Annotated in this window: 26 protein-coding genes; 18 read left to right on the top strand and 8 right to left on the bottom strand. The window is 69.1% G+C overall.

Going from position 1 to position 23,038, the window contains the following annotated elements:
* The first annotated feature begins 16 nt into the window (after positions 1-16).
* The 16 genes from N2041_RS05885 to N2041_RS05810 all read left to right on the top strand — a co-directional run bounded on the left by N2041_RS05885 (position 17) and on the right by N2041_RS05810 (position 13,560).
* Entirely contained in the window at positions 17-394 is a 378-nt protein-coding gene (locus tag N2041_RS05885) for an NADH-quinone oxidoreductase subunit A (RefSeq protein ID WP_297676769.1), read from the top strand.
* Complete coding sequence (locus N2041_RS05880; protein ID WP_297676767.1) at positions 391-915, top strand: NADH-quinone oxidoreductase subunit C; 525 nt, start codon at positions 391-393, stop codon at positions 913-915. Before N2041_RS05885 ends, N2041_RS05880 begins: the two co-directional genes overlap by 4 nt.
* 5 nt (positions 916-920) lie before the next feature.
* Positions 921-2,021 carry an NADH-quinone oxidoreductase subunit D gene (locus N2041_RS05875; protein WP_367187692.1) on the top strand — a complete coding sequence of 367 codons (1,101 nt, stop codon included), beginning with the start codon at positions 921-923 and terminating at the stop codon, positions 2,019-2,021.
* A complete protein-coding gene (nuoH, locus tag N2041_RS05870) occupies positions 2,018-3,271 on the top strand; it encodes an NADH-quinone oxidoreductase subunit NuoH (RefSeq protein WP_297676763.1) in 1,254 nt (417 codons plus the stop codon). The genes N2041_RS05875 and nuoH overlap by 4 nt, the downstream gene beginning before the upstream one ends.
* Positions 3,271-3,789: an NADH-quinone oxidoreductase subunit J gene (locus N2041_RS05865; RefSeq protein ID WP_297676761.1), complete on the top strand. Its 519-nt coding sequence runs from the start codon at positions 3,271-3,273 to the stop codon at positions 3,787-3,789. Before nuoH ends, N2041_RS05865 begins: the two co-directional genes overlap by 1 nt.
* The gene (gene nuoK / locus N2041_RS05860; RefSeq protein WP_297676760.1) at positions 3,786-4,100 is read left to right on the top strand and encodes an NADH-quinone oxidoreductase subunit NuoK; all 315 of its coding nucleotides are present in this window, start codon (positions 3,786-3,788) and stop codon (positions 4,098-4,100) included. Before N2041_RS05865 ends, nuoK begins: the two co-directional genes overlap by 4 nt.
* Before the next feature lie 21 nt (positions 4,101-4,121).
* On the top strand, positions 4,122-4,304 hold the full coding sequence (locus tag N2041_RS05855) for a hypothetical protein (protein ID WP_297676758.1): 183 nt from the start codon (positions 4,122-4,124) through the stop codon (positions 4,302-4,304).
* Between the two features lie 3 nt (positions 4,305-4,307).
* Positions 4,308-6,263: an NADH-quinone oxidoreductase subunit L gene (gene nuoL, locus N2041_RS05850; protein WP_297676756.1), complete on the top strand. Its 1,956-nt coding sequence runs from the start codon at positions 4,308-4,310 to the stop codon at positions 6,261-6,263.
* Between the two features lie 9 nt (positions 6,264-6,272).
* The gene (locus N2041_RS05845) at positions 6,273-7,736 is read left to right on the top strand and encodes a NuoM family protein (RefSeq protein WP_297676754.1); all 1,464 of its coding nucleotides are present in this window, start codon (positions 6,273-6,275) and stop codon (positions 7,734-7,736) included.
* On the top strand, positions 7,733-9,190 hold the full coding sequence (locus tag N2041_RS05840; RefSeq protein WP_297676752.1) for an NADH-quinone oxidoreductase subunit N: 1,458 nt from the start codon (positions 7,733-7,735) through the stop codon (positions 9,188-9,190). The genes N2041_RS05845 and N2041_RS05840 overlap by 4 nt, the downstream gene beginning before the upstream one ends.
* Positions 9,191-9,217: 27 nt before the next feature.
* On the top strand, positions 9,218-9,679 hold the full coding sequence (ybeY, locus tag N2041_RS05835) for an rRNA maturation RNase YbeY (RefSeq protein WP_367187691.1): 462 nt from the start codon (positions 9,218-9,220) through the stop codon (positions 9,677-9,679).
* A 69-nt stretch (positions 9,680-9,748) separates the two neighbouring features.
* The gene (dnaX, locus tag N2041_RS05830) at positions 9,749-11,251 is read left to right on the top strand and encodes a DNA polymerase III subunit gamma/tau (protein WP_297676748.1); all 1,503 of its coding nucleotides are present in this window, start codon (positions 9,749-9,751) and stop codon (positions 11,249-11,251) included.
* Entirely contained in the window at positions 11,251-11,631 is a 381-nt protein-coding gene (locus tag N2041_RS05825; protein WP_297676746.1) for a YbaB/EbfC family nucleoid-associated protein, read from the top strand. Before dnaX ends, N2041_RS05825 begins: the two co-directional genes overlap by 1 nt.
* Positions 11,632-11,641: 10 nt before the next feature.
* A complete protein-coding gene (gene recR / locus N2041_RS05820) occupies positions 11,642-12,250 on the top strand; it encodes a recombination mediator RecR (RefSeq protein ID WP_297676744.1) in 609 nt (202 codons plus the stop codon).
* A 1-nt stretch (position 12,251) separates the two neighbouring features.
* Positions 12,252-13,013: a DNA repair protein RecO gene (recO, locus tag N2041_RS05815; RefSeq protein ID WP_297676743.1), complete on the top strand. Its 762-nt coding sequence runs from the start codon at positions 12,252-12,254 to the stop codon at positions 13,011-13,013.
* Positions 13,014-13,119: 106 nt separating this feature from the next.
* A complete protein-coding gene (locus N2041_RS05810) occupies positions 13,120-13,560 on the top strand; it encodes a zinc ribbon domain-containing protein (protein ID WP_297676741.1) in 441 nt (146 codons plus the stop codon).
* Between the two features lie 12 nt (positions 13,561-13,572).
* On the opposite strand, the gene N2041_RS05805 is transcribed toward N2041_RS05810, so the two are convergent.
* The 4 genes from N2041_RS05805 to rsmI are packed head-to-tail and all read right to left on the bottom strand — an operon-like array spanning position 13,573 to position 17,893.
* On the bottom strand, positions 13,573-14,550 hold the full coding sequence (locus N2041_RS05805; protein WP_297676739.1) for a polyprenyl synthetase family protein: 978 nt from the start codon (positions 14,548-14,550) through the stop codon (positions 13,573-13,575).
* Positions 14,547-15,365: a TatD family hydrolase gene (locus N2041_RS05800; protein ID WP_297676737.1), complete on the bottom strand. Its 819-nt coding sequence runs from the start codon at positions 15,363-15,365 to the stop codon at positions 14,547-14,549. Before N2041_RS05800 ends, N2041_RS05805 begins: the two co-directional genes overlap by 4 nt.
* Positions 15,362-17,011, bottom strand: a complete 1,650-nt coding sequence (metG, locus tag N2041_RS05795) for a methionine--tRNA ligase (protein WP_297676735.1) — start codon at positions 17,009-17,011, stop codon at positions 15,362-15,364. Before metG ends, N2041_RS05800 begins: the two co-directional genes overlap by 4 nt.
* A gap of 42 nt (positions 17,012-17,053) precedes the next feature.
* Positions 17,054-17,893 carry a 16S rRNA (cytidine(1402)-2'-O)-methyltransferase gene (gene rsmI / locus N2041_RS05790; protein ID WP_297676733.1) on the bottom strand — a complete coding sequence of 280 codons (840 nt, stop codon included), beginning with the start codon at positions 17,891-17,893 and terminating at the stop codon, positions 17,054-17,056.
* 143 nt (positions 17,894-18,036) lie between these two features.
* Here rsmI and N2041_RS05785 point away from each other — a divergent pair, with 143 nt between their 5' ends.
* Both N2041_RS05785 and N2041_RS05780 read left to right on the top strand, forming a co-directional pair.
* Positions 18,037-19,260: a GuaB3 family IMP dehydrogenase-related protein gene (locus N2041_RS05785; RefSeq protein ID WP_297676731.1), complete on the top strand. Its 1,224-nt coding sequence runs from the start codon at positions 18,037-18,039 to the stop codon at positions 19,258-19,260.
* Entirely contained in the window at positions 19,241-19,834 is a 594-nt protein-coding gene (locus N2041_RS05780) for a hypothetical protein (protein WP_297676729.1), read from the top strand. The genes N2041_RS05785 and N2041_RS05780 overlap by 20 nt, the downstream gene beginning before the upstream one ends.
* On the opposite strand, the gene N2041_RS05775 is transcribed toward N2041_RS05780, so the two are convergent.
* The 4 genes from N2041_RS05775 to fabZ form a co-directional block, all read right to left on the bottom strand.
* Complete coding sequence (locus N2041_RS05775; protein ID WP_297676727.1) at positions 19,831-20,628, bottom strand: HAD family hydrolase; 798 nt, start codon at positions 20,626-20,628, stop codon at positions 19,831-19,833. The genes N2041_RS05780 and N2041_RS05775 overlap by 4 nt on opposite strands.
* Complete coding sequence (gene prmC / locus N2041_RS05770; RefSeq protein ID WP_297676725.1) at positions 20,619-21,440, bottom strand: peptide chain release factor N(5)-glutamine methyltransferase; 822 nt, start codon at positions 21,438-21,440, stop codon at positions 20,619-20,621. Before prmC ends, N2041_RS05775 begins: the two co-directional genes overlap by 10 nt.
* A complete protein-coding gene (prfA, locus tag N2041_RS05765) occupies positions 21,437-22,513 on the bottom strand; it encodes a peptide chain release factor 1 (RefSeq protein ID WP_297676723.1) in 1,077 nt (358 codons plus the stop codon). Before prfA ends, prmC begins: the two co-directional genes overlap by 4 nt.
* Before the next feature lie 83 nt (positions 22,514-22,596).
* Positions 22,597-23,037: a 3-hydroxyacyl-ACP dehydratase FabZ gene (gene fabZ, locus N2041_RS05760; protein WP_297676722.1), complete on the bottom strand. Its 441-nt coding sequence runs from the start codon at positions 23,035-23,037 to the stop codon at positions 22,597-22,599.
* Between the last annotated feature and the right edge of the window lies 1 nt (position 23,038).

The raw sequence follows: 23,038 nt of genomic DNA, 5'->3' as shown, positions 1-23,038 counted from the left end.
CACAAACGGCCCCCGCGTGCTGTACGAATACGGACACATCGGCATCCTCGTCATCATCGCGCTGATCTTCCCGCTCGGCGCCGTCGTCACGTCGTGGGCGCTCCAGTTTGCCCGCATCCGGCCGAAATTCCGCCCCGACCTCGTCCGCGACGACATCTACGAATGCGGCCTCCGCACCGAAGGGCCGAGCCTCGTCCAGTTCAACTTCCGCTACTACTACATCGCCCTCCTCTTCGTCCTCCTCGACGTCGAAATCATCTTCCTCTTCCCCTGGGCGATGGTCTTCGACACCGTCGGCTGGGTCGGCTACGGCAAAGGCCTGCTCTTCATCGCTACGTTCATCGTCGGCGGCATCTACGCCTGGCGAAAACGAGCCCTGGAGTGGCGCCTGTGACCCGCGAACTCACCGGTTCCGAAGCCGCCGCGCTCGCCGAAGCGCTCGTCCCCGGCTCCGTCGACCGCACGACGGAGACCGCCTGCTACCTCAAGCCCGAGAAGCTCGTCGAAACCCTCCGCGCCCTCCGCGACGACCCGGACGCGAATCTGGTCCACCTCACCAACCTCTGCGGCGTGGACTACTGGGACCACTTCGAAGTCGTCTACCACATCCAGTCGTTCGAAAAGAACCACCTCGCCTGCTTCAAGGTCGAGGCGTGGGGCCGCGAGAACCCCGAGGTTCCCAGCGTCACGCCCGTCTTCCACGGCGCCTGGATGCAGGAGTGCGAGGCCTACGACCTCTTCGGCATCCGCTTCGCAGGCCACCCCAACCTCTACCGCATCCTCCTCTGGGAAGGCTATCCCGGCTGGCCGCTCCGCAAGGACTTCCTCGCGATGCCCGGCGGCCTCCAGCCGGGGCTCGGCGAGTTCGCCGGCGTCGCCCGCCGCCAGGAGCCGCCCGTGAAGGTGATCGAATGACCGGGATCATCAAGAGCGAACCGTTCGTCATCAACATCGGGCCCCAGCACCCCTCCACCCACGGCGTCTTCCGCATAAAGGCCACCGTCGACGGTGAAAAGGTCATCGATGCCGAGATGGTGATGGGCTACCTCCACCGCTCGATGGAGAAGCTCGCCGAGGAGCGCACCTACACCCAGAACATCCCCTTCACCGACCGCACCGACTACCTCAGCAGCATGTCGAACAACCTCGGCTACTGCCTCGCGGTCGAAAAGCTCGCCGGTATCGAAGTGCCGCCCCGCGGCAACGCCATCCGCGTCATCATGGCCGAGCTCCAGCGGCTCGCCAGCCACTGCATGGCCATCGGCGCCTTCGCCAACGACACCGGCGCCTGGCAGACCCCCGTCATGTGGGCGTTCCGCGAGCGCGAGAAGATCCTCGACATCTTCGAAGTCACCTCCGGCGCCCGCCTCACCTGCAACTACATGCGCATCGGCGGCGTCGCCTTCGACCTCCGGCCCGAGTTCGAGCCGATGGTCCGCCGCATCCTCCGCGACTTCCCGCCCTTCCTCGACGAGATGGAAGGCCTCCTTTCGGGCAACGAAATCTTCATCGCCCGCACGCGCGGCGTCGGCGTCCTGACGCCCGAGATGGCGACCAACGCCTCCCTCTCCGGCCCGATGCTGCGCGGCAGCGGCATCGCCTGGGACATCCGCAAAGCCGACCCCTACTGCGGCTACGAGCAGTACGACTTCGACATCCCCATCGGCTACAACGGCGACAGCTACGACCGCTTCATCGTCCGCCTCGAAGAGATGCGGCAAAGCCTCAAGATCATCCAGCAAGCGCTCGACGGCCTCCCCGGCGGTCCATTCCGCACCGAAGTACCGCTCGCGCTCCGTCCGCCGAAGGGCGAGGCCTACGCCCGCATCGAAAGCCCCCGCGGCGAACTCGGCTACTACCTCGTCTCGGACGAAGGGCCTTCGCCCTACCGCTTCCACATCCGCCCGCCCTCGTTCATCAACCTCTCTGCGCTCAAAGAGATGACCGTCGGGGGCACCGTCGCGGACGCCATCGTCGTCCTCGGCTCCATCGATATCGTCGTGGGGGAGATCGACCGGTGACCCCGTTCCTCGTCTCGGACAAGTGGTACGACATCCGCGACCTCGGCAACCTCTCCCGCGAAATCCTCGAGGCGGCTGACCGCATCCTGCCGTTCGGCGTCGTCTACGTCCTCGCCGCGCTCATCGGCTTCGTCGCGAGCTTCCTCCTCTTCGTCCTCCCCTCGCAGCTCATCGTCGGCGTCTACGGCGAGCGCCGCATCATCGGCCGCATGCAGTCGCGCCTCGGTCCCAACCGCGTCGGGCCCTTCGGCCTCCTCCAGCCGATTGCCGACGCCATCAAGCTCATCCAGAAGGAGGCCCTCACGCCCACGCGCGCCGACCGCGCCGTGATGTACATCGCGCCGATCATCTTCGTGATGCCGGCCGTGCTCCTCTGGGCCGTCATCCCCTTCGGCGAAAACATGGTCATCGCCGATATCCCCGTCAGCCTGATGTACTTCCTCGCGGTCTCCTCCCTGCCGGTCATCGCGACCTTCATGGCCGGCTGGAGCGCCAACAACAAGTACAGCCTCTTCGGCGCGATGCGCATCGTCTCGATGGCGATCAGCTACGAATCGCCGCTCGTGCTGGCGCTTCTTGGCGCCGTCGTGATGACCGGCACCATCAGCCTCTCCGGCATGGTCGCGTGGGCGGATGAGTTCAACATCTGGATGGTCTTCGTCCAGCCCCTCGCGCTCGTCATCTACTTCATCTGCGTCAGCGCCGAGCTGAACCGCACCCCCGTCGATATCGCCGAGGCCGAGTCCGAAATCGTTGCGGGCTACCTCACCGAGTACTCAGGCATGAAGTGGGGCCTCTTCTACGGCATGGACATCGGCTACGCGCTCGCCGCTTCCGGCTTCGCCGCGACCGTCTTCCTCGGCGGCTGGACCTTCTTCGGGCTCGAACAGTGGGTCCCCGGCTGGCTCATCTTCATCGCCAAGACCCACCTCTTCTACTTCCTCTTCATCTGGACCCGCGGCACGCTGCCGCGCCTCCGCGCCGACCAGCTGATGGCGTTCGCGTGGAAGTTCCTCCTCCCGCTCGGCGTCTTCAACCTCCTCATCGTCAGCACCGAGCGGATGATCTGGTCGGAGCAGGATTACGCGAAGGGCCTCATCTACGTCTTCGCCCTCGTGAACATCATCCTCTCGGTGGCGCTCGTTTATGCCTGGGCCCGCTTCAATGGCTACCGGCCCGAGCGCACGCCGACCCGCCCGCGCCTGGTCAACCAGGCCGGCGGCTACATCCCCGTCGGGGAGCGCTCCTGATGGAAGGTTTCGGCCCCTCGCTCGCCTTCTGGGTGCTCGCAGCCCTCACCCTCGTCGCTGCCGGCGGGGTGATGGTCTCCCGCAACCTGCTCCACGCTGTCCTCTTCCTCATCCTCACGTTCATCGGCGTCGCCGGGTTCTTCGTCCTCCTCTCGGCCGACTTCATCGCCATGGCCCAGGTCATCATCTACGTGGGCGCCATCGCGGTGCTGGTCCTCTTCGCCGTCCTGCTCACGCCGCGCTCCGGCCGCGATAACGGCGAAACCCGCTGGGCGCTCCCCGGCATCCTCCTCGCAGTCTGCCTCGCCGCCATCTTCCTGTTCGTCGTTCACGACACCGCCTGGAACACTGTGGACGAGGCGCCCGCCGGCCTCGATGCCCGCTCACTCGGCACGGCGCTGCTGACCACGTGGGTCGTCCCGTTCGAAATCGCGAGCGTGCTGCTCACGGCCGCGCTCGTCGGCGCCATCATGCTGACCCGCAGCCCCGAAGAAGAAGCGGAGGATGCCCTCGTATGACTCCCGGCATCGAACACTTCCTCACCGTCGGCGCCCTCCTCTTCTGCCTCGGCCTCGCCATCTCGCTCTCGAAGCGAAACGCCATCGGCGTCCTGATGGGCGTCGAGCTGATGCTCAACGCCGTCAACCTCACGCTCATCACCTTCTCCCGCTTCGCCGTGAGCCCGAATCCGATCACCGGGCACACCTTCGTCGTCTTCATCCTCACCGTTGCCGCCGCCGAAGCCGCGGTCGCCCTTGCACTCGCCGTCGCCGTCTACCGCAACCGCGAAACCATCGACGTCGACCGGCTGAATCTCCTCAGGTCGTGAAGCAGCATGTGGGTTGAATTCATGACGGTCCGCAACGCCTACGTCGCCCAGACCTGGGCGGAACTGTTCGCCGCCGAGGCCCTCTCGGTGCGCATCGTCCCGCCCATCGGCTACGGCGAGAAGGCGTCCATGCTCGATGAACGCACCCTCTACGTGCCGACGGGCAAGGCCCACGTCGCCCGCGAAATCCTGAGGAAGATCTAGCCCATGCCGTTCCTCGCTGCCGAGCCGTCCGCCGCTTCGACGCCGACGATCGACCAGGCCGTGCTCTGGGCCATCATGGCCTGCCCCCTCGTCGCCTGGGCCCTCATCGCGCTCTACCTCCGGAAGCTCCCGGCCATCGCCGGCTACGCGGCCATCCTCGGCATCGGCGCCGCCATGGTGCTGAGCTATGTCACGCTCTTCAACGTCATCGACGCGAGCGGCGGCGTGGCGCAGTACACCCACGAATGGTTCACCGCCGGCGACCTCACCGTCCCCATCGGCGTCCGGGTCGACGGCCTCACGGCCGTCATGCTCGTCGTCGTCACGACCGTCGCCTTCCTCGTCCAGGTCTACTCGACCGGCTACATGCAGGGCGACCACGGCTACGGGCGCTACTTCGCCCACATGTGCCTGTTCACCACGTCGATGCTCGGCCTCGTCCTCGCGGACAACCTCTTCCAGATGTTCGTCTTCTGGGAGCTCGTCGGCCTCTGCTCCTACCTGCTCATCGGCTTCTGGTTCCACAAGCCGAGCGCGGCCGCTGCCGCGAAGAAGGCGTTCATCGTCACCCGCATCGGCGACCTCGGCCTGCTCGCCGCCCTGCTCCTCATCTGGACCCGCGCCGGCACCTTCGACGTGACGGCGATTCAGGAGTGGGCCGCCAGCGGCGAAGTGAAGAGCACCATCGTGACCCTCTTCGCGCTCGGCCTCTTCGCGGGCGCGGCCGGCAAGTCCGCCCAGTTCCCGCTCCACGTCTGGTTGCCCGACGCGATGGAAGGCCCGACCCCGGTCTCGGCCCTCATCCACGCCGCGACCATGGTCGCCGCTGGCGTCTACCTCGTCGCCCGCTTCTTCCCGGTCTTCGAAGCCTCGACCGACGCGGCCGACGTCGTGGCCTGGATTGGCGCTATCACCGCCATCCTCGCCGCGACCATCGCGCTCGTGCAGACCGACCTCAAGCGCGTCCTCGCCTACTCCACGGTCTCCCAGCTCGGTTACATGATGCTTTCCCTCGGCGCGCTCGGGTACGTGGCGGCCATCTTCCACCTCTTCACGCACGCCTTCTTCAAGGCGCTCCTCTTCCTCGGCAGCGGCTCGGTCAACCACGCAACCAACACGTTCGATATGCGGAAGATGGGCGGCCTCCGCAAGCACATGCCGGTGACCTACTGGACGTTCGTCATCGGCTCGCTCAGCCTCGCCGGCATCTTCCCGCTCGCCGGCTTCTGGTCGAAGGACGAAATCCTCCTCGATGCCTGGCGGCACGACCGCGCGCTGTGGGCCATTGGAGCCGTGGTCGCCTTCATGACGGCGTTCTACATGTTCCGGGCCATCTTCCTCACCTTCCACGGCACGTATAAGGGCGGCGAACCGGTCGACCACCACGACCCGGACAACCACTTCCACGGTGACCCGGCCCACCCCCACGAATCGCCGTGGTCGATGAAGGGGCCGCTCATCGTCCTCGCGATCCCGTCCATCGCCGCAGGCTGGTTCGCCTACGACCACATGTTCAAAGACTTCATCGAAGCCGCGCTGCCCCACGGCGGCCACCACGGCAGCACCTTCGAAATCGGGATTGCGGTCTCCTCCACGATCATCGCGCTCGCCGGCATCGGCACCGCCTACGCCATCTACATCCGCCGCTGGGTCGATTCGGCCTCCATCCGCGCCACCTTCGCGCCCTTCGCCCTCGTCTTCGAACGGAAGTACTTCCTCGACGACCTCTATGAGGGCCTCTTCGTCCGCACCATCTTCTACCGCGGCTGGTGCCGCCTGCTCGAAACGATCGACCGCCGCATCGTCGACGGCATCGTGAACGGCACGGGCCAGCTCGGCCGGGCCGCCAGCAGCCGCCTGCGGGCCGTCCAGGTCGGCGAAGTCCAGTCCTACGGCCTCGGCGTTGCGGCCGGCGTCATCGTCATCTTCATCGCCGTCATCGTGGCGAATCCGCTCTAGGAGGTCGTGGTGGAACTGAGCATCCTCATCTTCCTGCCCGCCATCGCGGCCGCCGTCATCCTCCTCCTCCCGCAGCGGATGGAGCAGCAGGCGAAATGGGTCGCGCTCGTCACCGCCGCCGCGATGTTCGCGCTCTCCATCGCGATGTTCTTCCGCTTCGACCCGGACGCGCAGGGCTACCAGTTCGTCGAACGCCACTCTTGGGTCGATATCGGCGCCTTCAACCTCCAGTACTTCGTCGGCGTCGACGGCCTGAGCCTGCCGCTCGTCGTGCTCACCACCTGCCTCACGCTGGCGTCCGTCCTCGTCTCCTTCAGCGTGACCCACCGGCCGCGGGCCTACTTCGCCTGCCTCCTCATCCTCGCCAGCTCCGTCGTCGGCGTGTTCGTCTCGCTCGAACTGATGCTCTTCTTCCTCTTCTGGGAGCTCGAGCTCTTCCCGATGTACCTGCTCATCTCCATCTGGGGCTCGGGCCGGAAGGAGTACTCGGCGACGAAGTTCGTCCTCTACACCATCGCCGGCTCTGCCTTCATGCTCATCGGCATCCTCGTGCTCGCCTTCGACGCCCGCACGTTCGACATCGAGCGGCTCGCATCGGCCGAGTTCCGGGACACGCTGCTCCCGCTCGGCTGGGTGTTCTTCTTCCTGTTCGTGGGCTTCGCGGTGAAGCTGCCGATCGTCCCGCTCCACACCTGGCTGCCCGATGCCCACTCCGACGCCCCCACCGCGGTCTCGGTCATGCTCGCAGGCGTCCTGCTCAAGATGGGCGGCTACGGCATCATCCGTCTCTGCGTCACCCTGATGCCGGAGGTCGCCCACGACTGGGACGTTTGGATGGCCGGGATCGGCGCGTTCAGCGTTCTCTACGGCGGCTTCATCACCCTCCGCCAGACCGACGTGAAGCGGCTCATCGCCTACTCGTCGGTCTCCCACATGGGGCTCGTCCTGCTCGGCATCGGGGCGCTCGGCTCGACCGGGCTCACCGGCGCGACCTACCAGATGCTCGCCCACGGCCTCATCACCGGGCTGATGTTCGTGATGATTGGCCTCATGTACGAGCGGACCCACACGCGCGACATCGCCCGGCTCGGCGGCCTCGCCCGGCAGATGCCGCTCATCGCCACCGGGATGGTCTTCGCCGGCATGGCCTCGCTCGGCCTGCCCGCGCTCGCCGGGTTCATCGCTGAAATCACCGTCTTCCTCGGCGCCTTCCAGCGGTTCGAGTGGGCCGTCCTCGCCGCCATCATCGGCGTCGTCCTGTCCGCCGGCTACATCCTCTGGATGCTCCAGCGGGTGATGTTCGGCCCCGTCCGCCACGAATGGGATGAACTCACCGACCAGCGGCACTGGTGGGAACACGCCGTCGTCGCCGGCCTCGCCGCGCTCGTCATCCTCCTCGGCGTCTACCCCGCGCTCCTCATGGACGTCATCGAACCGGCCATGACCACCCTGGCTGCGAGGTTGCAGGCATGAACGGAATCGACGTACTCGGGCCGCAGATCAGCGTGCTCGTGGCGGCCGGCGTCGTCCTGGTCGTCGATGCCCTCTTCCCTGGCCAGCGCCGCCTCCTGCCCTTCCTCGCCCTCGCCGGGCTGGCCACGGCCGCCCTCTGGACCACCTCATGGGTCGGCCGCGGCGACTACCAGACGGTCTTCGACGGCACCATCGCCCTCGATCGGTACGCCGTCTTCTTCCAGTACGTCTTCGCCGGCGTCACCGCGACGGTGATCCTCGCCTCCATCGACTGGGTCAACCGCGAAGGCCGCCGGCAAAGCGAGTACTACGCGCTCGTCCTCACCGTCTGCGCCGGCCTCATGCTCCTCGCCGGCGCGCGCGACCTCATCACCATCTTCATCGCACTCGAACTCTCCTCGATCCCCCAGTACATCCTCGCCGGCTGGGGAAAGGATGCGAAGTCGTCCGAGGCCGGTCTCAAGTACCTCCTCCTCGGCGCCGTCGCGTCGTCGCTCCTGCTCTATGGCATGGCGCTGCTCTACGGCGTCACCGGCACCACCATCCTCCCGGACATCGCGGCTGCCATCGAGGCGAACGGCGAATCCTACCGCGCGCTCCTCATCGTCGCGATGACCCTGCTCATCGCCGGCTTCGGCTTCAAAATGGCCGTGGTCCCCTTCCAGATGTGGGTGCCAGATGTCTACCAGGGCGCCCCGACCCCCGTCGCCGCCTTCCTCTCGGTCGGCTCGAAGGCGGCCGCGTTCGCCGTCGCCATCCGCGTCTTCTTCGAAGCCCTCGGCGCCGACTTCCTCAGCAGCGACTGGTCGATGATCTTCGCCGTCATCGCTGCCGTCTCGATGACCCTCGGCAACCTCATGGCCATCGTCCAGTCCGACATCAAGCGGATGCTCGGCTACTCCTCGATCGCCCAGGCTGGCAACTTCCTCGTCGGCCTCGCCGCCATCTCCGTCGCCGGCGAAGAGTTCACCCTCGGCGCGAGCGGCATCCTGCTCTTCGTCGCCGCCTACGCCTTCACGAACCTCGGCGCGTTCGTCGCCGTCATCGCCATCTCCCAGCGCATCAACTCCGACCGCATCGCCGACTACGCCGGCATGTGGAAGACGTCGCCGTTTCTCGCGCTCGGCCTCGCCTTCTGTCTCGTTTCGCTCACCGGCATCCCGCCCACCGTCGGCTTCTGGGCGAAGCTCTACATCTTCAACGCGGCCGTCCGCGCCGACCTCGTCTGGCTCGTCATCGTCGGCGTTCTCAACTCGGTCGTATCGGCCTACTACTACCTCGGCGTCGTCCGCGTGATGTTCCTCGGCGAACCCGGCACCGAGCAGCGCTTCCGCGCCTCGCCCTCGATCGCCGTCGCTCTCACCGCCACGGCCGCCGGCGTGCTCGTCTTCGGCATCGTGCCCGCGCCCCTGATGTCGGCGGCTCGCGACGCCGTCGAAATCTTCGCCCGCTAGGCCGTGCCTGCCGACCCCGCCTACGACATCACGTTCGAAACCGAGGTCGACGTCCCGGACGCCGACCTGCCGGCGCTCGAATCGCTCGCAGCCCGGGTGATGGCCGGTGAGGATGTTCCTCTCGGCACCGCGCTCGCCGTCGTCATCACCGACGACGAAGAAATCCGACGCCTGAACGCCGAATTCCTCGGCGTCGATGAGCCGACCGACGTCCTCTCATTCCCTGAAGACTCCCCGGATGATGACGACTTCGTCGCCCCGCCGGACGCGCCCCGCGCCCTCGGCGACATCGCCATCTCCATCGATACCGCCCGCCGCCAGGCAGCCCAGCTCGGCCACAGCCTGCAGGACGAACTCGCCCACCTGCTCGTCCACGGCATCCTGCATCTCTGCGGCTACGACCACGTGAACAGCCCCGACGAGGAAGCCGAGATGCGCGCCCGGGAGGAGCACTACCTGGGCGACCTCCGCCACTTCCACACCCACTGACCGCCCCCGCGCCATGCCGGCGTGGCACACCTGTTCTATACTCAGGGTACCCCGCGCACAGGAACGCTCGTGCTCTACGGAAAGTGGCGGCCGAAGGGTTTCGCCGAAGTCGTCGGACAGGACCACATCGTTCGCACCCTGAAGAACGCCCTCGCGACCGGGCAGGTTGCGCACGCCTACCTCTTCAGCGGCCCGCGCGGCACCGGCAAGACGACCACCGCCCGCATTCTCGCGCGCGCCGTCAACTGCCAGTCCCTGCGCGACGGCGAACCCTGCAACGAGTGCGCTCCCTGCCGCGCCATCCTCAGCGGTTCCGCGCTCGACCTGATCGAGATGGACGCCGCCAGCAACCGCGGCATCGATGACGTCCGCGAACTCCGCGAAAAAATCGCCTACGCCCCCTCCGACCTCGCCCGCAAGGTCTACCTGCTCGACGAAGTCCACATGCTCACCGAGGGCGCCTTCAACGCCCTGCTCAAGACGCTCGAGGAGCCTCCCCCGCACGCCATCTTCATCCTCGCCACGACCGACCTCCACAAGGTCCCGGCGACCATCATCTCCCGCTGCCAGCGCTACGACTTCCACCGCGTCCCCAACGACGCCATCGTCGACCGCCTCGCCTACATCTGCGAACAGGAAGGCGTTGCCGTTCCCCGGGAGGGGCTCCTCGCCATCGCCGTCCAGTCCCGCGGGGGCCTGCGCGACGCCATCACGATGCTCGAACAGGTCATCGCCCGGTACGGGGCTTCGCCGACGGTCGACGACGTCCGCGCCGCCCTTGGGCAGGTCCACGACCCGCGCGTCGCCGGCCTCGTGCGCGCCTTGCTCGAATCCGACCTCGCCGCCGCGCTCGACATCGCCCGCTCCGTCGCCGACGACGGTCTCGATATCGCCCGGTTCACGCGCGGCGCCGTCGACATCGTTCGGCAGCTGCTCGGCGCAGTGCTCCGCGATGGTGCGGCGCCCGTCGACGACGAGCTGCTGGCTGCCGCCCGCGCCCGCCCGGACGCCGTGCAGGTGCTCGCGTCCGCGCTCGCCGAGCTCGCCCGCGCCGACTTCCGCCTCGACCCCGCCAGCCCCATCCCGCTCGAAATCGCCTGCGCAGCCATCATCCTCGGCCCGTCCGCCACGCCGGCCGCAGCGCCCGCGCCCCTGGCGGCCGCTCCCGCTGCCGCGCCCCGGCAGGCTGCTGGCGGCGCGGAATCTCCGGCCCGTGCTCCCGCCGCAACCAGCGCCCTGAGCCGCGAAGAGCGCTTCGCTCGCGACCTCTACGAGCACTGCAAGATGGTCAACCCGTCGCATGCGATGTGGCTCAACGGCTCGTTCGAAGTTCTCCAGATGGACGGCGACGAGCTCGTCCTCGGCTTCCAGCGGAAGATGCCGCTCGAAAAAGTCGATACCGTCTGCCGCGCGATGGTCGAGCAGCAGGCGGCCGCCATCCTCGGACGCGAAGTCCGTCTCACCGTGAAACTCATCGAAGGCACCGGCCAGCCGAAGCGCGAGCCGCGCCGCGGCCACCTCGTCGAGGCCGCGAAATCCATGGGCGGCCGGCCCGTCGGAAAGGATTCCTGATGGCGAAAGGAAGCGGCAACAACCGATACCTCCGCCGCGCCGGCGGCGGCCTGCCCGGCCGTAGCTCCATGGGCGGCGGCAACGCCAACGCACTCGCGCAGGCGCAGGAACTGCTCGCGAAGGCCCAGGCCGAACTCGCGGCTGCCACCGTCGAAGGAACCGCCGGCGGCGGGGCCGTCCGCATCACGATGTCCGGCGAGCAGAAAATCCTCGGCATCGCGCTCGAGCCCGAGGTCGTCGACCCCGACGACGTCGAGATGCTCCAGGACCTCATCATGGCCGCCATCGCGGACGCGACCCAGAAGACGACCGAACTGCAGCAGAAATCCTTCGGGGCCATCACCGGCGGCCTCGGCCTGCCGGGGCTGGGCCTCGGCTGACGCTGGCCCTATGCCCGAATCGCTCGCGACCCCGGAGCCGATCCAGCGCCTCATCGAGGCGCTCCACCGCCTGCCCGGCATCGGCCCCAAGTCGGCTCAGCGGCTCGCATACCATCTCGTCCGTACCTCGCCGCAGGAAGCCGAGGGGCTCGCCCGCGCCGTCATCGAGGCCCGGGAGCGCATCCGCTACTGCTCCGTCTGCGTCAACCTCACCGAGCGCGACCCCTGCGCCGTCTGCGCCGACCCTCGCCGCGACGCAGGCACCATCTGCGTCGTCGAACAGCCGCTCGATGTGCTCGCCGTCGAGCGCGCGGGCATCTACCGCGGCCGCTACCACGTCCTCCACGGCATCCTGAATCCGATGGAAGGCATCGGCCCCGAACACCTGCACATCGATGCCCTCGTCGCGCGTGTGAGCGCCGGCGACGTGCGCGAAGTCATCATGGCGACGAACCCCAGCCTCGAGGGCGAGGCCACGGTCATGTACGTCCAGCGGGTGCTCGCTCCCCACGGCGTCCGGGTCACGCGGCTCGCGCGGGGGCTCCCGTCCGGTGCCGACCTCGAGTACGCCGACACCATGACGCTCGCGCGCGCCCTCGAGGGCCGCCAGGAGCTCTGACATGTCCGGGCGGCCGCCCCGCACGATCGCCGCCGAGGGCATCGTGCTGCGCCGGCGTCCCTCCGGCGAGGCCGACGCGCTGCTCGTGCTCCTGACGCCCGGCGAAGGCCGCGTCGACGCCGTCGCCCGCGGTGTCCGAAAGCCGCAGGCGAAGCTCCGCGGCCACGTCGAGCCGATCACCCGGTCCCGCTTCCTCCTCGCCCGCGGCCGCGGCCTCGATGTCGTCGCCCAGGCGGAGACGCTCGACGCCCACCTGCGGCTGAAAGCCGACCTCGAAGCGCTCGCCGCCGCCATGTACTGCTGCGAACTCGCCGAGCGGCTCTCCACGGCCCACGCGCCCCAGCCGGAGCTCTACGACCTCCTCGTCGACACCCTTACTGCCCTCGACGCCGGCGCTGCCCCGGCGGCAGCCGCCCGCTACTTCGAACTCCACCTGCTCGCCGTCTCCGGCTACGAGCTGCAGGTTGCCGCCTGCGCGTCCTGCGGGGCCGACCTCCCCGAGGCCGAGGCCTTCTTCGCCGCCGCGGCAGGCGGCATCCTCTGCGCTCGCTGCCGGGCGGATGTCCCCGGCCGCCTGCTCTCGGTCCGCGCGCAGAAGGTGCTCAGGTTCGCCCGCCGCGCCGCTGTCGCCGAATTCGCCGCCCTCCGGATGCCCCCCGAGACCGCCAACGAGGTGCGCAGCGCGCTCGCCGATGCCCTTCGCGCCGCGCTCGATGCCGAGCCCCGTTCGAGCACCTTTTTCGAGACGGTTTCCCGGCCGTGAGCAACCCGGCAGGCTTCCCCGCGCCGTACCCTTCGTGCATGTACAATGCGCATGCACCGCACCACCCGGGAACGACCCCGAAACCCGAACCGTGAGGAGGGGGAGGATGCCCCTTTACGAATACTACTGCGAGCCCTGCAACGGCATCTTCGAAGAGCTCCGCCCCATGCGCGAAGCCAGCGACCCCGTGCCCTGCCCGGTCTGCTACAAGGACGCGAAGCGGATCATGCCGACGTCCTTCGCGGCCTTTACGTTCCGCGATGGCTACCCGCGCCGCATCCCCGACGACGGCAAGTACTGGCACCTGGGGAAGAAGGTCTCGAAGCTCGTCACCCACGCCCGGCCGAACGAGCACCCCGAAGTGAACAAGCCGGAGCCGAAAAAGCGCAAGACGAAGGGCGAGAAGCAGGAGCTCCAGGACATGAAGGAGCTGGCGGCCAAGCGCGAGCTCGTCGACCTCTACGGCAACGAAATCAAGCCCGAGGAAGTCCCGCAGGTCGTCGAGCAGGGCCGCGTCGTCCGGAAGGGCACCCCGCGCGGCCTCTAGCCCGCTGCGCCGCTAGCTCTTCCGCGTCAGCACGTAGTCGCTGAGGTCGATGAGGCAGCGCTTCGTCTCCGATTCGGGGAGGAAGGCAATCGCCTCCTGCGCCCGGCGGATGTAGTCCCGCGCCATCTCCATCGAGGCCTCGATGCAGTCCGAATTGCGGACCGCCTCGATCGCCTCCCGCAGCCGGGCTTCGCGGTCCCGCCGCGCGAGGATGAACCGCCGAATCGGGTTGTCCTTCGGGTACCGTTCGAGGAACAGCAGGCCCGGCAGCGTGATCGTCCCCTCGAGCAGGTCGCTGCCGACCGGCTTGCCCATCACCGCCTCGTCGCCCACGAAATCCAGCACGTCGTCGACGATCTGGAACGCCATGCCGAAGCTGTAACCGTAGGTGCGCATCGCCTCGACCGTGCGTTCGTCGCAGTTCGCCAGCATCGCGCCGCCTTCGGTCGCATTCGCGAACAGCGCTGCCGTCTTGCCGCCGATGCGCCACAGGTAGTGCTGCACGTCCTTCCCGGCGTCGAACGCGGCCGCGTCCTGGTCCAGCTCCCCGCTCGTCATCTTCATCAGCGCGAGCGCGAACAGCCGCGTGACCGCGAGGCTGCCGGTGCGCGTCACCATCTCGGCCGCGTTCGCGAACATGTAGTCGCCGAGCAGCACCGTCAGCGCGTTGTCGAAGACCGCGTTCGCGGTCGGCCGCCCGCGCCGGCTCGTCGCCCCATCGACGACATCGTCGTGGACGAGGCTCGCCGTGTGCAGCAGCTCGATGGCCGCGCCGAGCGGCACGAGCCGGTTCAGGTTGTAATCGCCGAGATGCCCCGCAAGCAGCACGAGCGCCGGCCGGAGCCGCTTTCCCCGCGCCTCCAGCGCATGGTCGAGCATCCGCTTGAGCGGCGGAAGGTCGACGTTCTTGGTCGACTCGAGCAGGTCCTCGACGAGGATCATGTCCTCGGCGACCGGCCCGTAGAGCGCCGTCACCTGCGTCGCCGTCATCGCCGCGAAGCCCCGCTGACGGCCGCCGCGACCAGCCGCCGCGCGTTGTCCGTGGTCAGCGCCGTGACCTCCTCGAAGGAGACGCCGCGGGCTGCCGCCACCGCCCGGGCGGTTTCGACGATGAAGGCCGGTTCGTTCCTCTTTCCGCGCATCCCTTGAGGGGGAAGGTACGGACTGTCGGTTTCGATCACAAGTGAGCGCGCTGGCAACCCGGCTGCGACGGCCCGAGTCTGGTCATTCTTCGGGTAGGTGACCGGGCCCGCGATGGACACGAGAAAGCCGAGATCGGCGAACGGCATCGCCTCCTCGAGCGTCCCGCCGAAGCAGTGCATGACGCCGGGCGTCGCCATCCCTCGCGCGGCTGCCGCGGCCGCGAACTCCCGAAGCGGCGCGAGGATGGCCGTCTCGGCGCCGCGCGAGTGCACGCAGACCGGCTTCCGCACCTCCAGCGCCAGCTCGAGCTGCGCCGCGAGCAGCGCCCGCTGCCGCGCTTCGCCCGACCAGCCCCGGTAGAAGTCGAGCCCCAGCTCTCCGACCGCCGCCACCGCCGGGTCCGCCGCCAGCTCGCGCAGGCGGGGCAGCAGCGCCTCCCAGTTCGTGTCGGCTTCGTGCGGGTGCAGCCCGACGCCGGCGTAGACCTTCCCGGGAAAGCGCCGAGCCAGCTCGCCCGCCGCCTCGCTCGACGGCAGGTCGTAGCCCAGCGTCAGCACCTCGCCGACCCCGGCCGCAGCCGCCCGCGCGATGACCGCGTCGGCCTCGGCAGCGAGCTTCGGGTCCGTCAGGTGAGCGTGGGTGTCGAAGAGCGCGGCCGTCACGTCCCGGCGGCCTCGCGCGTTTCGATCTTCGTGTACAGCGGCCGCGCCGGCTGGAGCTGCGTCCCCGGGGCGACCCGGGCGAACCGCCAGCCGCCATCCCGCACCGTCCCCGGCAGCCCGAGGTCGCCGTGCAGCCGCTCCGTCGAGAACGGCAGCACCGGGTGGAGCAGCACCTTCAGCGCGTTGATCGCGTCCAGCGCGGTCGCCAGCGTCTCCGCTGCGTGCCCGCGGTCCTCCTTCACCGCCTTCCACGGCGCCCGCTCGTCGAGGTACTTGTTCGCCGATTGGGCGAGCTGGAGCGCCGTCTGCAGGCCGCCGCGGAAATGGCACCGCTCGAACTCATCGCCCACGGCGTCGAACATCGCCTCGCACTCCGCAAGCAGCGCCGTGCTCTCGGGTGACGGTCGCTCGACCGCCGGCACGACCCCCTCGAAGTTCCGGTGAATCATCGAGATGACCCGGTTGGCGAGGTTGCCCCACGTCGCGATGAGGACGTCGTTGTTCGCGCGGATGAGCTCGTCTTCGCTGAACACGCTGTCGTTGCTCTCCGGCATGATCGTCGTCAGGTAGAAGCGGATGACGTCCGCGTCGTACTGGTCGAGCAGGTCGAGCATCCATGTCCCGGTGCCCTTCGACTTGCTCTGCTTCTGCCCGGCAGCGAAGTTCACGTACTGGTTCGCCGGCACGTCGTAGGGCAGGTTCAGCCCGCCGTAGCCGAGCAGCATCGCCGGCCAGATGATCGTGTGGAACGGGATGTTGTCCTTCCCGATGAAGTAGTACGACCGCGTCGCTCCATCCTGCCAGAACGGCCGCCACGCCTCAGGGTCGCCGGAGGCTGCCGCCCATTCCTTGCTCGCCGACAGGTAGCCGATGACCGCGTCGAACCAGACGTAGATACGTTTGTCCTCGTAGCCCGGCACGGGCACCGGCACGCCCCACGAGATGTCCCGCGTGATGGCCCGGTCCTTCAGCCCCTCATTCAGCATCCCGAGGGTGAAGTTCTGCACGTTCCGCCGCCAGTGCGGCTGCCGCCCCACCCACTCTTTCAGCGGCTCTTCGAACGCCGAGAGCTTCAGGAAGAAATGTTCCGAAGGCCGCAACACCGGCCGCGCCCCGCTCAGCTTGCTCCGCGGGTCGCGCAGCTCGGTCGCGTCGAGCGTCTTGCCGCAGTTGTCGCACTGGTCGCCGCGCGCTTCGGTGAATCCGCAGGAAGGGCACGTGCCCTCGACGTACCGGTCCGGCAAGAATCGCCCGACCTCCGGGTCGAACAGGTACTCGTCGGTCCGCCGGTAGAGGTAGCCCTGCTCCAGCAGCCGCAGGAACACGTCCTGCGTCACGGCGTAGTGGTTCTCGGTCAGCGTCGAGGTGTACAGGTCGAACGAAATGCCGAACCGCTCCCACACCTCGAGGATCTTCGGGTGGTACCGGTCCACCACCTCCCGCGGCGTGATGCCCTCACGGTCCGCCGTGACCGTGATCGGCGTCCCGTGGCAGTCCGACCCGGAGACCATGAGCACGTCCCGCCCTCGCAGCCGCTGGTAACGGGCGAAGATGTCGGCCGGCAGGTACGCGCCGGCCGCCTGGCCGACGTGCAGCAGGTAGTTCGCGTACGGCCACGCGACGCAGACGAGAACGCGGTCGGGCACGGTGCACCTGGGGAGGAGTCTCCCGCCCATGCTACCACAGGGTCACGCTTCGCCGTCCCCGCCGGGCCCTTCCCACAGCGCGTAGAGCGCCGAGCGGTCCGCGCCCGTCAGCCGCGCCACCTCGGCCGCGGCAGCCGAGCGCCGCGCCCCCGCCCGCCGGAACGCCGCGAGCAGGGCCGCCGCGTCAGCGTGCGAGCCTGCAGTTCGAGGTTCGGCCGGCCCGATGACGACCGTGACCTCGCCGCGGGCATCGCGGAACCGCTCCGCCAGTTCCGAGGCGCGCCCCCGGACGACCTCCTCGTGCAGCTTCGTCAGCTCGCGGCAGACCACCGCCTCGGGGTCGCCGAGGACCTCCGCCGCGTCAGTCAGCAGCGCTGTGACGCGCCCCGGCGACTCGAAGCAGACGACCATCCGGTCCGGCCCGGCCAGTTCGGCCAGCCGCGCCCGGCGTTCGCCCTGCTTCCGCGGCAGGAACCCGGCGAAGACGGTGACCGCGGAATCGAAGCCAGCGACCGAGATCGCCGCGGCCAGCGCCGAAGGCCCCGGAACGGGCACGACCCGCACCCTGGCCGCGTGCGCTGCCGCCACCAGCCGCGCCCCCGGGTCCGACACGCCGGGTGTCCCGGCGTCGCTCGCCAGCACGGCGACGCCCTCGACAGCGGCGGCGAGCACCTCCGGTGTCCGCTCCCGCACGTTGAACTCCGTCAGGCTGATGAGCCGCGCCGTGCTCCCGGCCGCCCGCGCCAGCCGGCCGGTCACCCGCGTATCCTCCGCCGCGATGAGCGACGCGGTCTGGAACGCCGCTTTCGCCCGCGGCGAAAGGTCCTCGAGATTCCCGAGCGGGGTCGCGACGACATAGAGCCCGGGATGCCACGCCGTCATCGAGCCAGCCAATCCGAGCTATTGCACATAAGCGACACCGCCGAATCCGAATTGTGTTGACCCGTCAACCTGCCCCTCCTACACTCGATGACAACGCCGCGGCCGCTGCCAGGCCGCAATTCTAGCCCCGGGATTGCGCTGAATTGAGTACTGCCGTCAACCTCTCCTCCGCCGCCTCCGATGAGCCGGAGCGCGGCCCCGCGCCGTACCCGCAAGGGGACCAGCCCGCTCCCACCTTCAAGCAGCTCCGACGCGCCTACGGCTTCGACGAAGTCGCCATCGTTCCCGGCACCGTGACCATCAACCCCGAGCTCACCCAGCTCGGCCTCGATATCGGCCCGCACCACTTCGCGATCCCCTTCATCGCCTCCGCGATGGACGCCGTCGTCGACCCCTCCTTCGCCATCGCGATGCATAAGGCCGGCGGCCTCGCCGTCCTCAACCTCGAAGGCGTTTGGACGAAGTACGACGACCCGGGCGCCATCCTGCAGGAAGTCGCGTCGGTCAGCCGCGATGAGGCCACCGCCCTCCTCCAGCACGCCTACCAGCAGCCCATCCGCGAAGACCTCATCCATCGCCGCATCCAGGAGATCAAGGCCGGTGGCGCCGTCGCGGCCGTCTCCGTCACCCCGATGAACACGAAGCGCTGGGCGCCTCTCATCCAGGAAGCCGGCGCCGACATCCTCGTCGTCCAGAGCACGGTAACGACCGCCCGGCACGAGTCGACCAGCATCGAAGGCCTCCGCTTCGAAAAGCTGCTCAAGGAAATCCACATCCCCGTCGTCGTGGGCAACACTGTCGGCTTCGAAGCCACGCTCGAACTGATGCGCACCGGCGTCGCCGCGGTCCTCGTCGGCGTCGGCCCCGGCGCGGCCTGCACCAGCCGCGAAGTCCTCGGCATCGGCGTACCGCAGGTCACGGCGACCATCGACTGCGCGGCCGCCCGCGACTACTACCTCCGCGAATCCGGCCGGTACGTCCCGATCATCACCGACGGCGGCATCCGGACCGGCGGCGACGTCTGCAAGTGCTTCGCAGCCGGCGCCGACGCGGTCATGATGGGCTCGCCGTTCGCCGCCACCACCGAGGCGCCGGGCCGGGGCTACCACTGGGGCATGGCCACGCCCCATGCCCACCTGCCGCGCGGCACCCGCGTCGCCGTCGGCGTCAACACCACCCTCCAGAAGCTCCTCTACGGCCCGACCAGCCGCACCGACGGCACCGAGAACCTCGTCGGCGCGCTCCGCACCGCCATGGGCATGTGCGGCGCCCGCACGATTCGCGAGTTCCAGCAGGCCGAAATGGTCATCGCCCCGGCCATCAAGACGGAAGGCAAGATCTACCAGTTTGCGCAGGCTGGCACCTAGCATCGCGCTCGCGTTCGCGCTCCTGCTGGCGGTCCCGGCCCACCCGGCCGGGGCCGCCGGTCCGTGTATCGAAGCCGACCCGTCGGCGCTCGAGCCCGCGGTGCTCGCCGCCAACCTCATCGTCATCGCGGAAGTCCGCGACGCCGCCCAGCTGCCGGAGCTCGCCCCGGAATCGTTCCTCAAAGGCACGGTGACGCGCCAGGCCATCCGCTTCGCTGACGCAGCCACGCCGCCCTCGTGCGCGCCCGCCGCCATCCCGCGCGGCGCCCGGGTGCTCGCTTTCCTCTCCACGGAGGGCGGCGGCGCACACTGGCCTGCGGCCTCCGCCCTCTTCGTCCTCCGCGATGGCACGGCCCTCCGCGCCGACGGCGAGACCCCGCCGGTCGCAGAAGCGGACCTCCTCCAGCGTGTCCGCGCCCTGACCGGTCAGCAGGCGGCCCCGCCGTCCGGCACCGAGTCCGGCGCCGGCATCGACTGGTCCGGGACCATCCTCCCCGTTGGCGCGCTCCTGCTCGCCGTGTTCGGCATCGGCCTCGTGCTCATGCGCACCTGGCACCGCATCGACCCCAGCTAGCGCGCCAGCGACTCGAGGAACGCCGCCAGCCCCGCCTCGCCCGGGTCCAGCACGAGGTCCGCAGCGTCCAGCGCGTACCGGTCCGCGTGCGCCATCGCCGCGCCGAGACCCGCCCACGCGAGCATCGAGGCATCGTTGACCGAATCCCCGACAGCGGCCACCTCGTGCCGGTCGATGCCCCAGTCCTCGCACAGCAGCGAGAGCGCGTGGCCCTTGTTCGCCTCCGGCGCGACGGCGACGGTCACCTCCGGGAAATCGAGCACGTGCAGCCGGTCGCCGAAGCGCGCTGTCAGCTCCCGGTGGATGCCCGGCGCCCACGCAGCGTCCGAGATGATGCCCACGCCGGTCGGGACGACCCCCGAATGCTCCGGGTCGGCCCGGTACTCCGGTTCGATGCCGCTCACCTCGCCGTACCGCCGAGTCGCCTCCGACGGCGCGCTCGCCAGGTAGCGGACCGGGTTGAACCACTCGTAGTCCCGCCCGATCGACCGCGCGTAATCGATGACCTCGATCGCCGTCCCGCGGTCGATCGGGAAGACGTGGAGCATCTCCCCGTCCAGCCGGTGCACCGAACACCCCTGCTGGCACACCACCGGCGTCAGCAGCCGCAGCTCCCTGGCGACCCGCAGCGTTCCCGGGAACATCCGGCCGCTCGCCAGTACGACATAAATGCCGGCCGCGGTCAGCCGACGCACGGCCTCGCGCACCCGCGGCGGCGGGACGTGGTCGCCGTGCCCGTTGCCCGGCGGGATGACCGTCCCGTCGATGTCGAGGGCGACGAGCTTCACGCCCACCGGAGGCACACCACCCGATCGATGCCCGCGAGGTCTCGCAGCGTCGAGACCTCCGCGCCGAAGCTGCGCCCCGCCTCCGCGACCGCCCGGGCCTGGCCGAAGCCGACCTCCAGCGCGAGCAGCCGCGGCCGCAGCCGCTCCGCGCAATCGGCGATGAGCGCGCGGATGAGCCCGAGTCCGTCCGCTCCGCCGTCGAGCGCGACGCGCGGCTCCCAGGCGCTCACCTCAGGCTCGAGGGCATCGATCTCGCCGCTCGGGATGTACGGCAGATTCGCCAGCACGACGTCCGCTCGCCGGATGGCCGCCGCGAGGTCGCACTGGACCAGCCCGACGCCCGGCGCGTGCGCGGCAGCGTTCAGCGCGGCGAACCGGAGCGCGTCGGGGCTGACCTCCGTGGCGATGACCGTCACCCCAGGCGCTTCCGCAGCGACCGAGACCGCGACTGCGCCGCTGCCGGTCCCAACCTCCAGCACGACCGCTCGGGGGTCGCCGCGCACCGCGTCGAGCCCGACGTCGACCAGCAGCTCCGTCTCCGGCCGGGGCACCAGCACGCCGCGCCCGACGGCGAAGCGCCGGCCGTAGAATTCGCGCCAGCCCGTGATGTAGGCGAGCGGCTCCCGCCGTTCGCGCCGCCCGAGCCAGAGCTCCAGCCGCGCACGCGCCTCCCCGTCGAGCACGGCGCCGGCGAAGTAGGCCGCCCGCGACACGCCGGCCGCCTCCCGGACGAGGACTTCGGCCTCGAAGCGGGCGTCCTCCAGCCCCGCGGCTTCCAGCCGCCGTGCGGCCGCCCCGGCGATCTCCCGCGCGTTCATGCCATCGCTTCGAGCCGGGCAGCCTCGTCCGCCGTCGCGACCGCATCGATGATGTCGTCGAGGTCGCCGTCCAGCCGCTGGGAGATGTTGTGCACCGTCAGGCCGATGCGGTGGTCGGTGATCCGGTCCTGCGGGAAGTTGTACGTCCGGATCTTCTCGCTCCGGTCGCCCGTGCCGACCTGGCTCCGGCGGCTCGCCGTCAGCTCCGCTTCCTGCTTCTGCTGTTCGAGGTCGTACAGCCGCGACCGGAGGTGGGTCATCGCCTTGATCCGGTTCTTCAGCTGGGAACGCTCGTCCTGGCACACCACCACGATGCCGGTCGGGATGTGCGTGATTCGCACCGCCGTCGCCACCTTGTTGACGTTCTGGCCGCCCGCGCCGGAGGAATGGAAGATGTCGACCCGCAAATCCTTCTCGTCGATGTCGACGTCCACCTCTTCCGCCTCAGGCAGGACCGCCACCGTCGCCGTCGACGTGTGGATTCGCCCCTGCGCCTCCGTCTCGGGCACCCGCTGCACGCGGTGGACGCCGCTTTCGTACTTGAGCCGCGAATACGCGCCCTCGCCGCGAACCTCGAACACCACTTCCTTGAAGCCGCCCTTGTCCGATTCCGACGCGCTCAGGATTTCCGTCTGCCAGCCTTTCCGCTCGGCGTACCGCTGGTACATCCGGTAGAGCTCGTGCGCGAAGAGCGCCGCCTCTTCGCCGCCCGCCCCCGCGCGGATTTCGACGATGACGTTCCGGCTGTCGCGCGGGTCCTTCGGCAGGAGCATCCGCCGCAGCTGTCCCTCGAGCTGCTCCATCCGCTGCTCGGCGTCCTCCAGCTCCGCCTGGGCCAGCTCCTTCATCTCGGCGTCGCCGTCCTGCAGCAGCGCGCGCGCCTCTTTCGCCGCCTCCTGCGCCGCCCGGTACTGCCGGAACACCTCGACGATCGGCTCGATCTCCGCGCGCTCCTTCGCGAGCCGGCTGACCTGCTCGAAATCGGCGGCAACCTCCGGCCGGCCCATCTCTTCCGTGAGCTCATCGAAGCGGGCGTTCACCCGCTCCAGCTGCGCGAGCACCGTCTCGTCCATCGAACTCCCGAACACGATGACGGCCCGCCATGGGCGGACCGCCGCGACGTTTCACTCCTCGTTCGAGTATACCACCCGGGAGTTCAGGCCCCCGCCGGGTCCGCGAGCGCGAACGTAATCGTCCCCTCGGCCGCAACCTGCCCGTCAACCGTCGCACGGACCCGTCCCTTGCCGACCGGCCCCCGCATCTTCTCCAGCTCGAATTCGAGCCGCAGCTGGTCGCCGGGGACGACCGGCCGCCGGAAGCGGAGCTGCTCGATCCCCCCGAACAGCGGCAGCTTTCCGCCCGTGTCGGTCCCCCGGAGCAGCGTGACAGCCGCGACCTGCGCGAGCGCCTCCACGATGAGGACGCCCGGCATGATCTTCCGCCCCGGGAAGTGGCCTTCGAAGAACCATTCGTTCGCCGTGACGTTCTTGATGCCGACGCCCCGATGGCCATCCTCGATTTCGATGACCCGGTCCACCAGCAGGAACGGGTACCGGTGCGGGATGATCCGTTCGATCTCCTCGATGTCGATGGTCATG

Source organism: Tepidiforma sp., from assembly GCF_026419595.1.
In the GTDB taxonomy this organism is placed as follows: Bacteria; Chloroflexota; Dehalococcoidia; order Tepidiformales; family Tepidiformaceae; genus Tepidiforma.
This window is presented reverse-complemented; position numbering and strand designations above follow the sequence as displayed.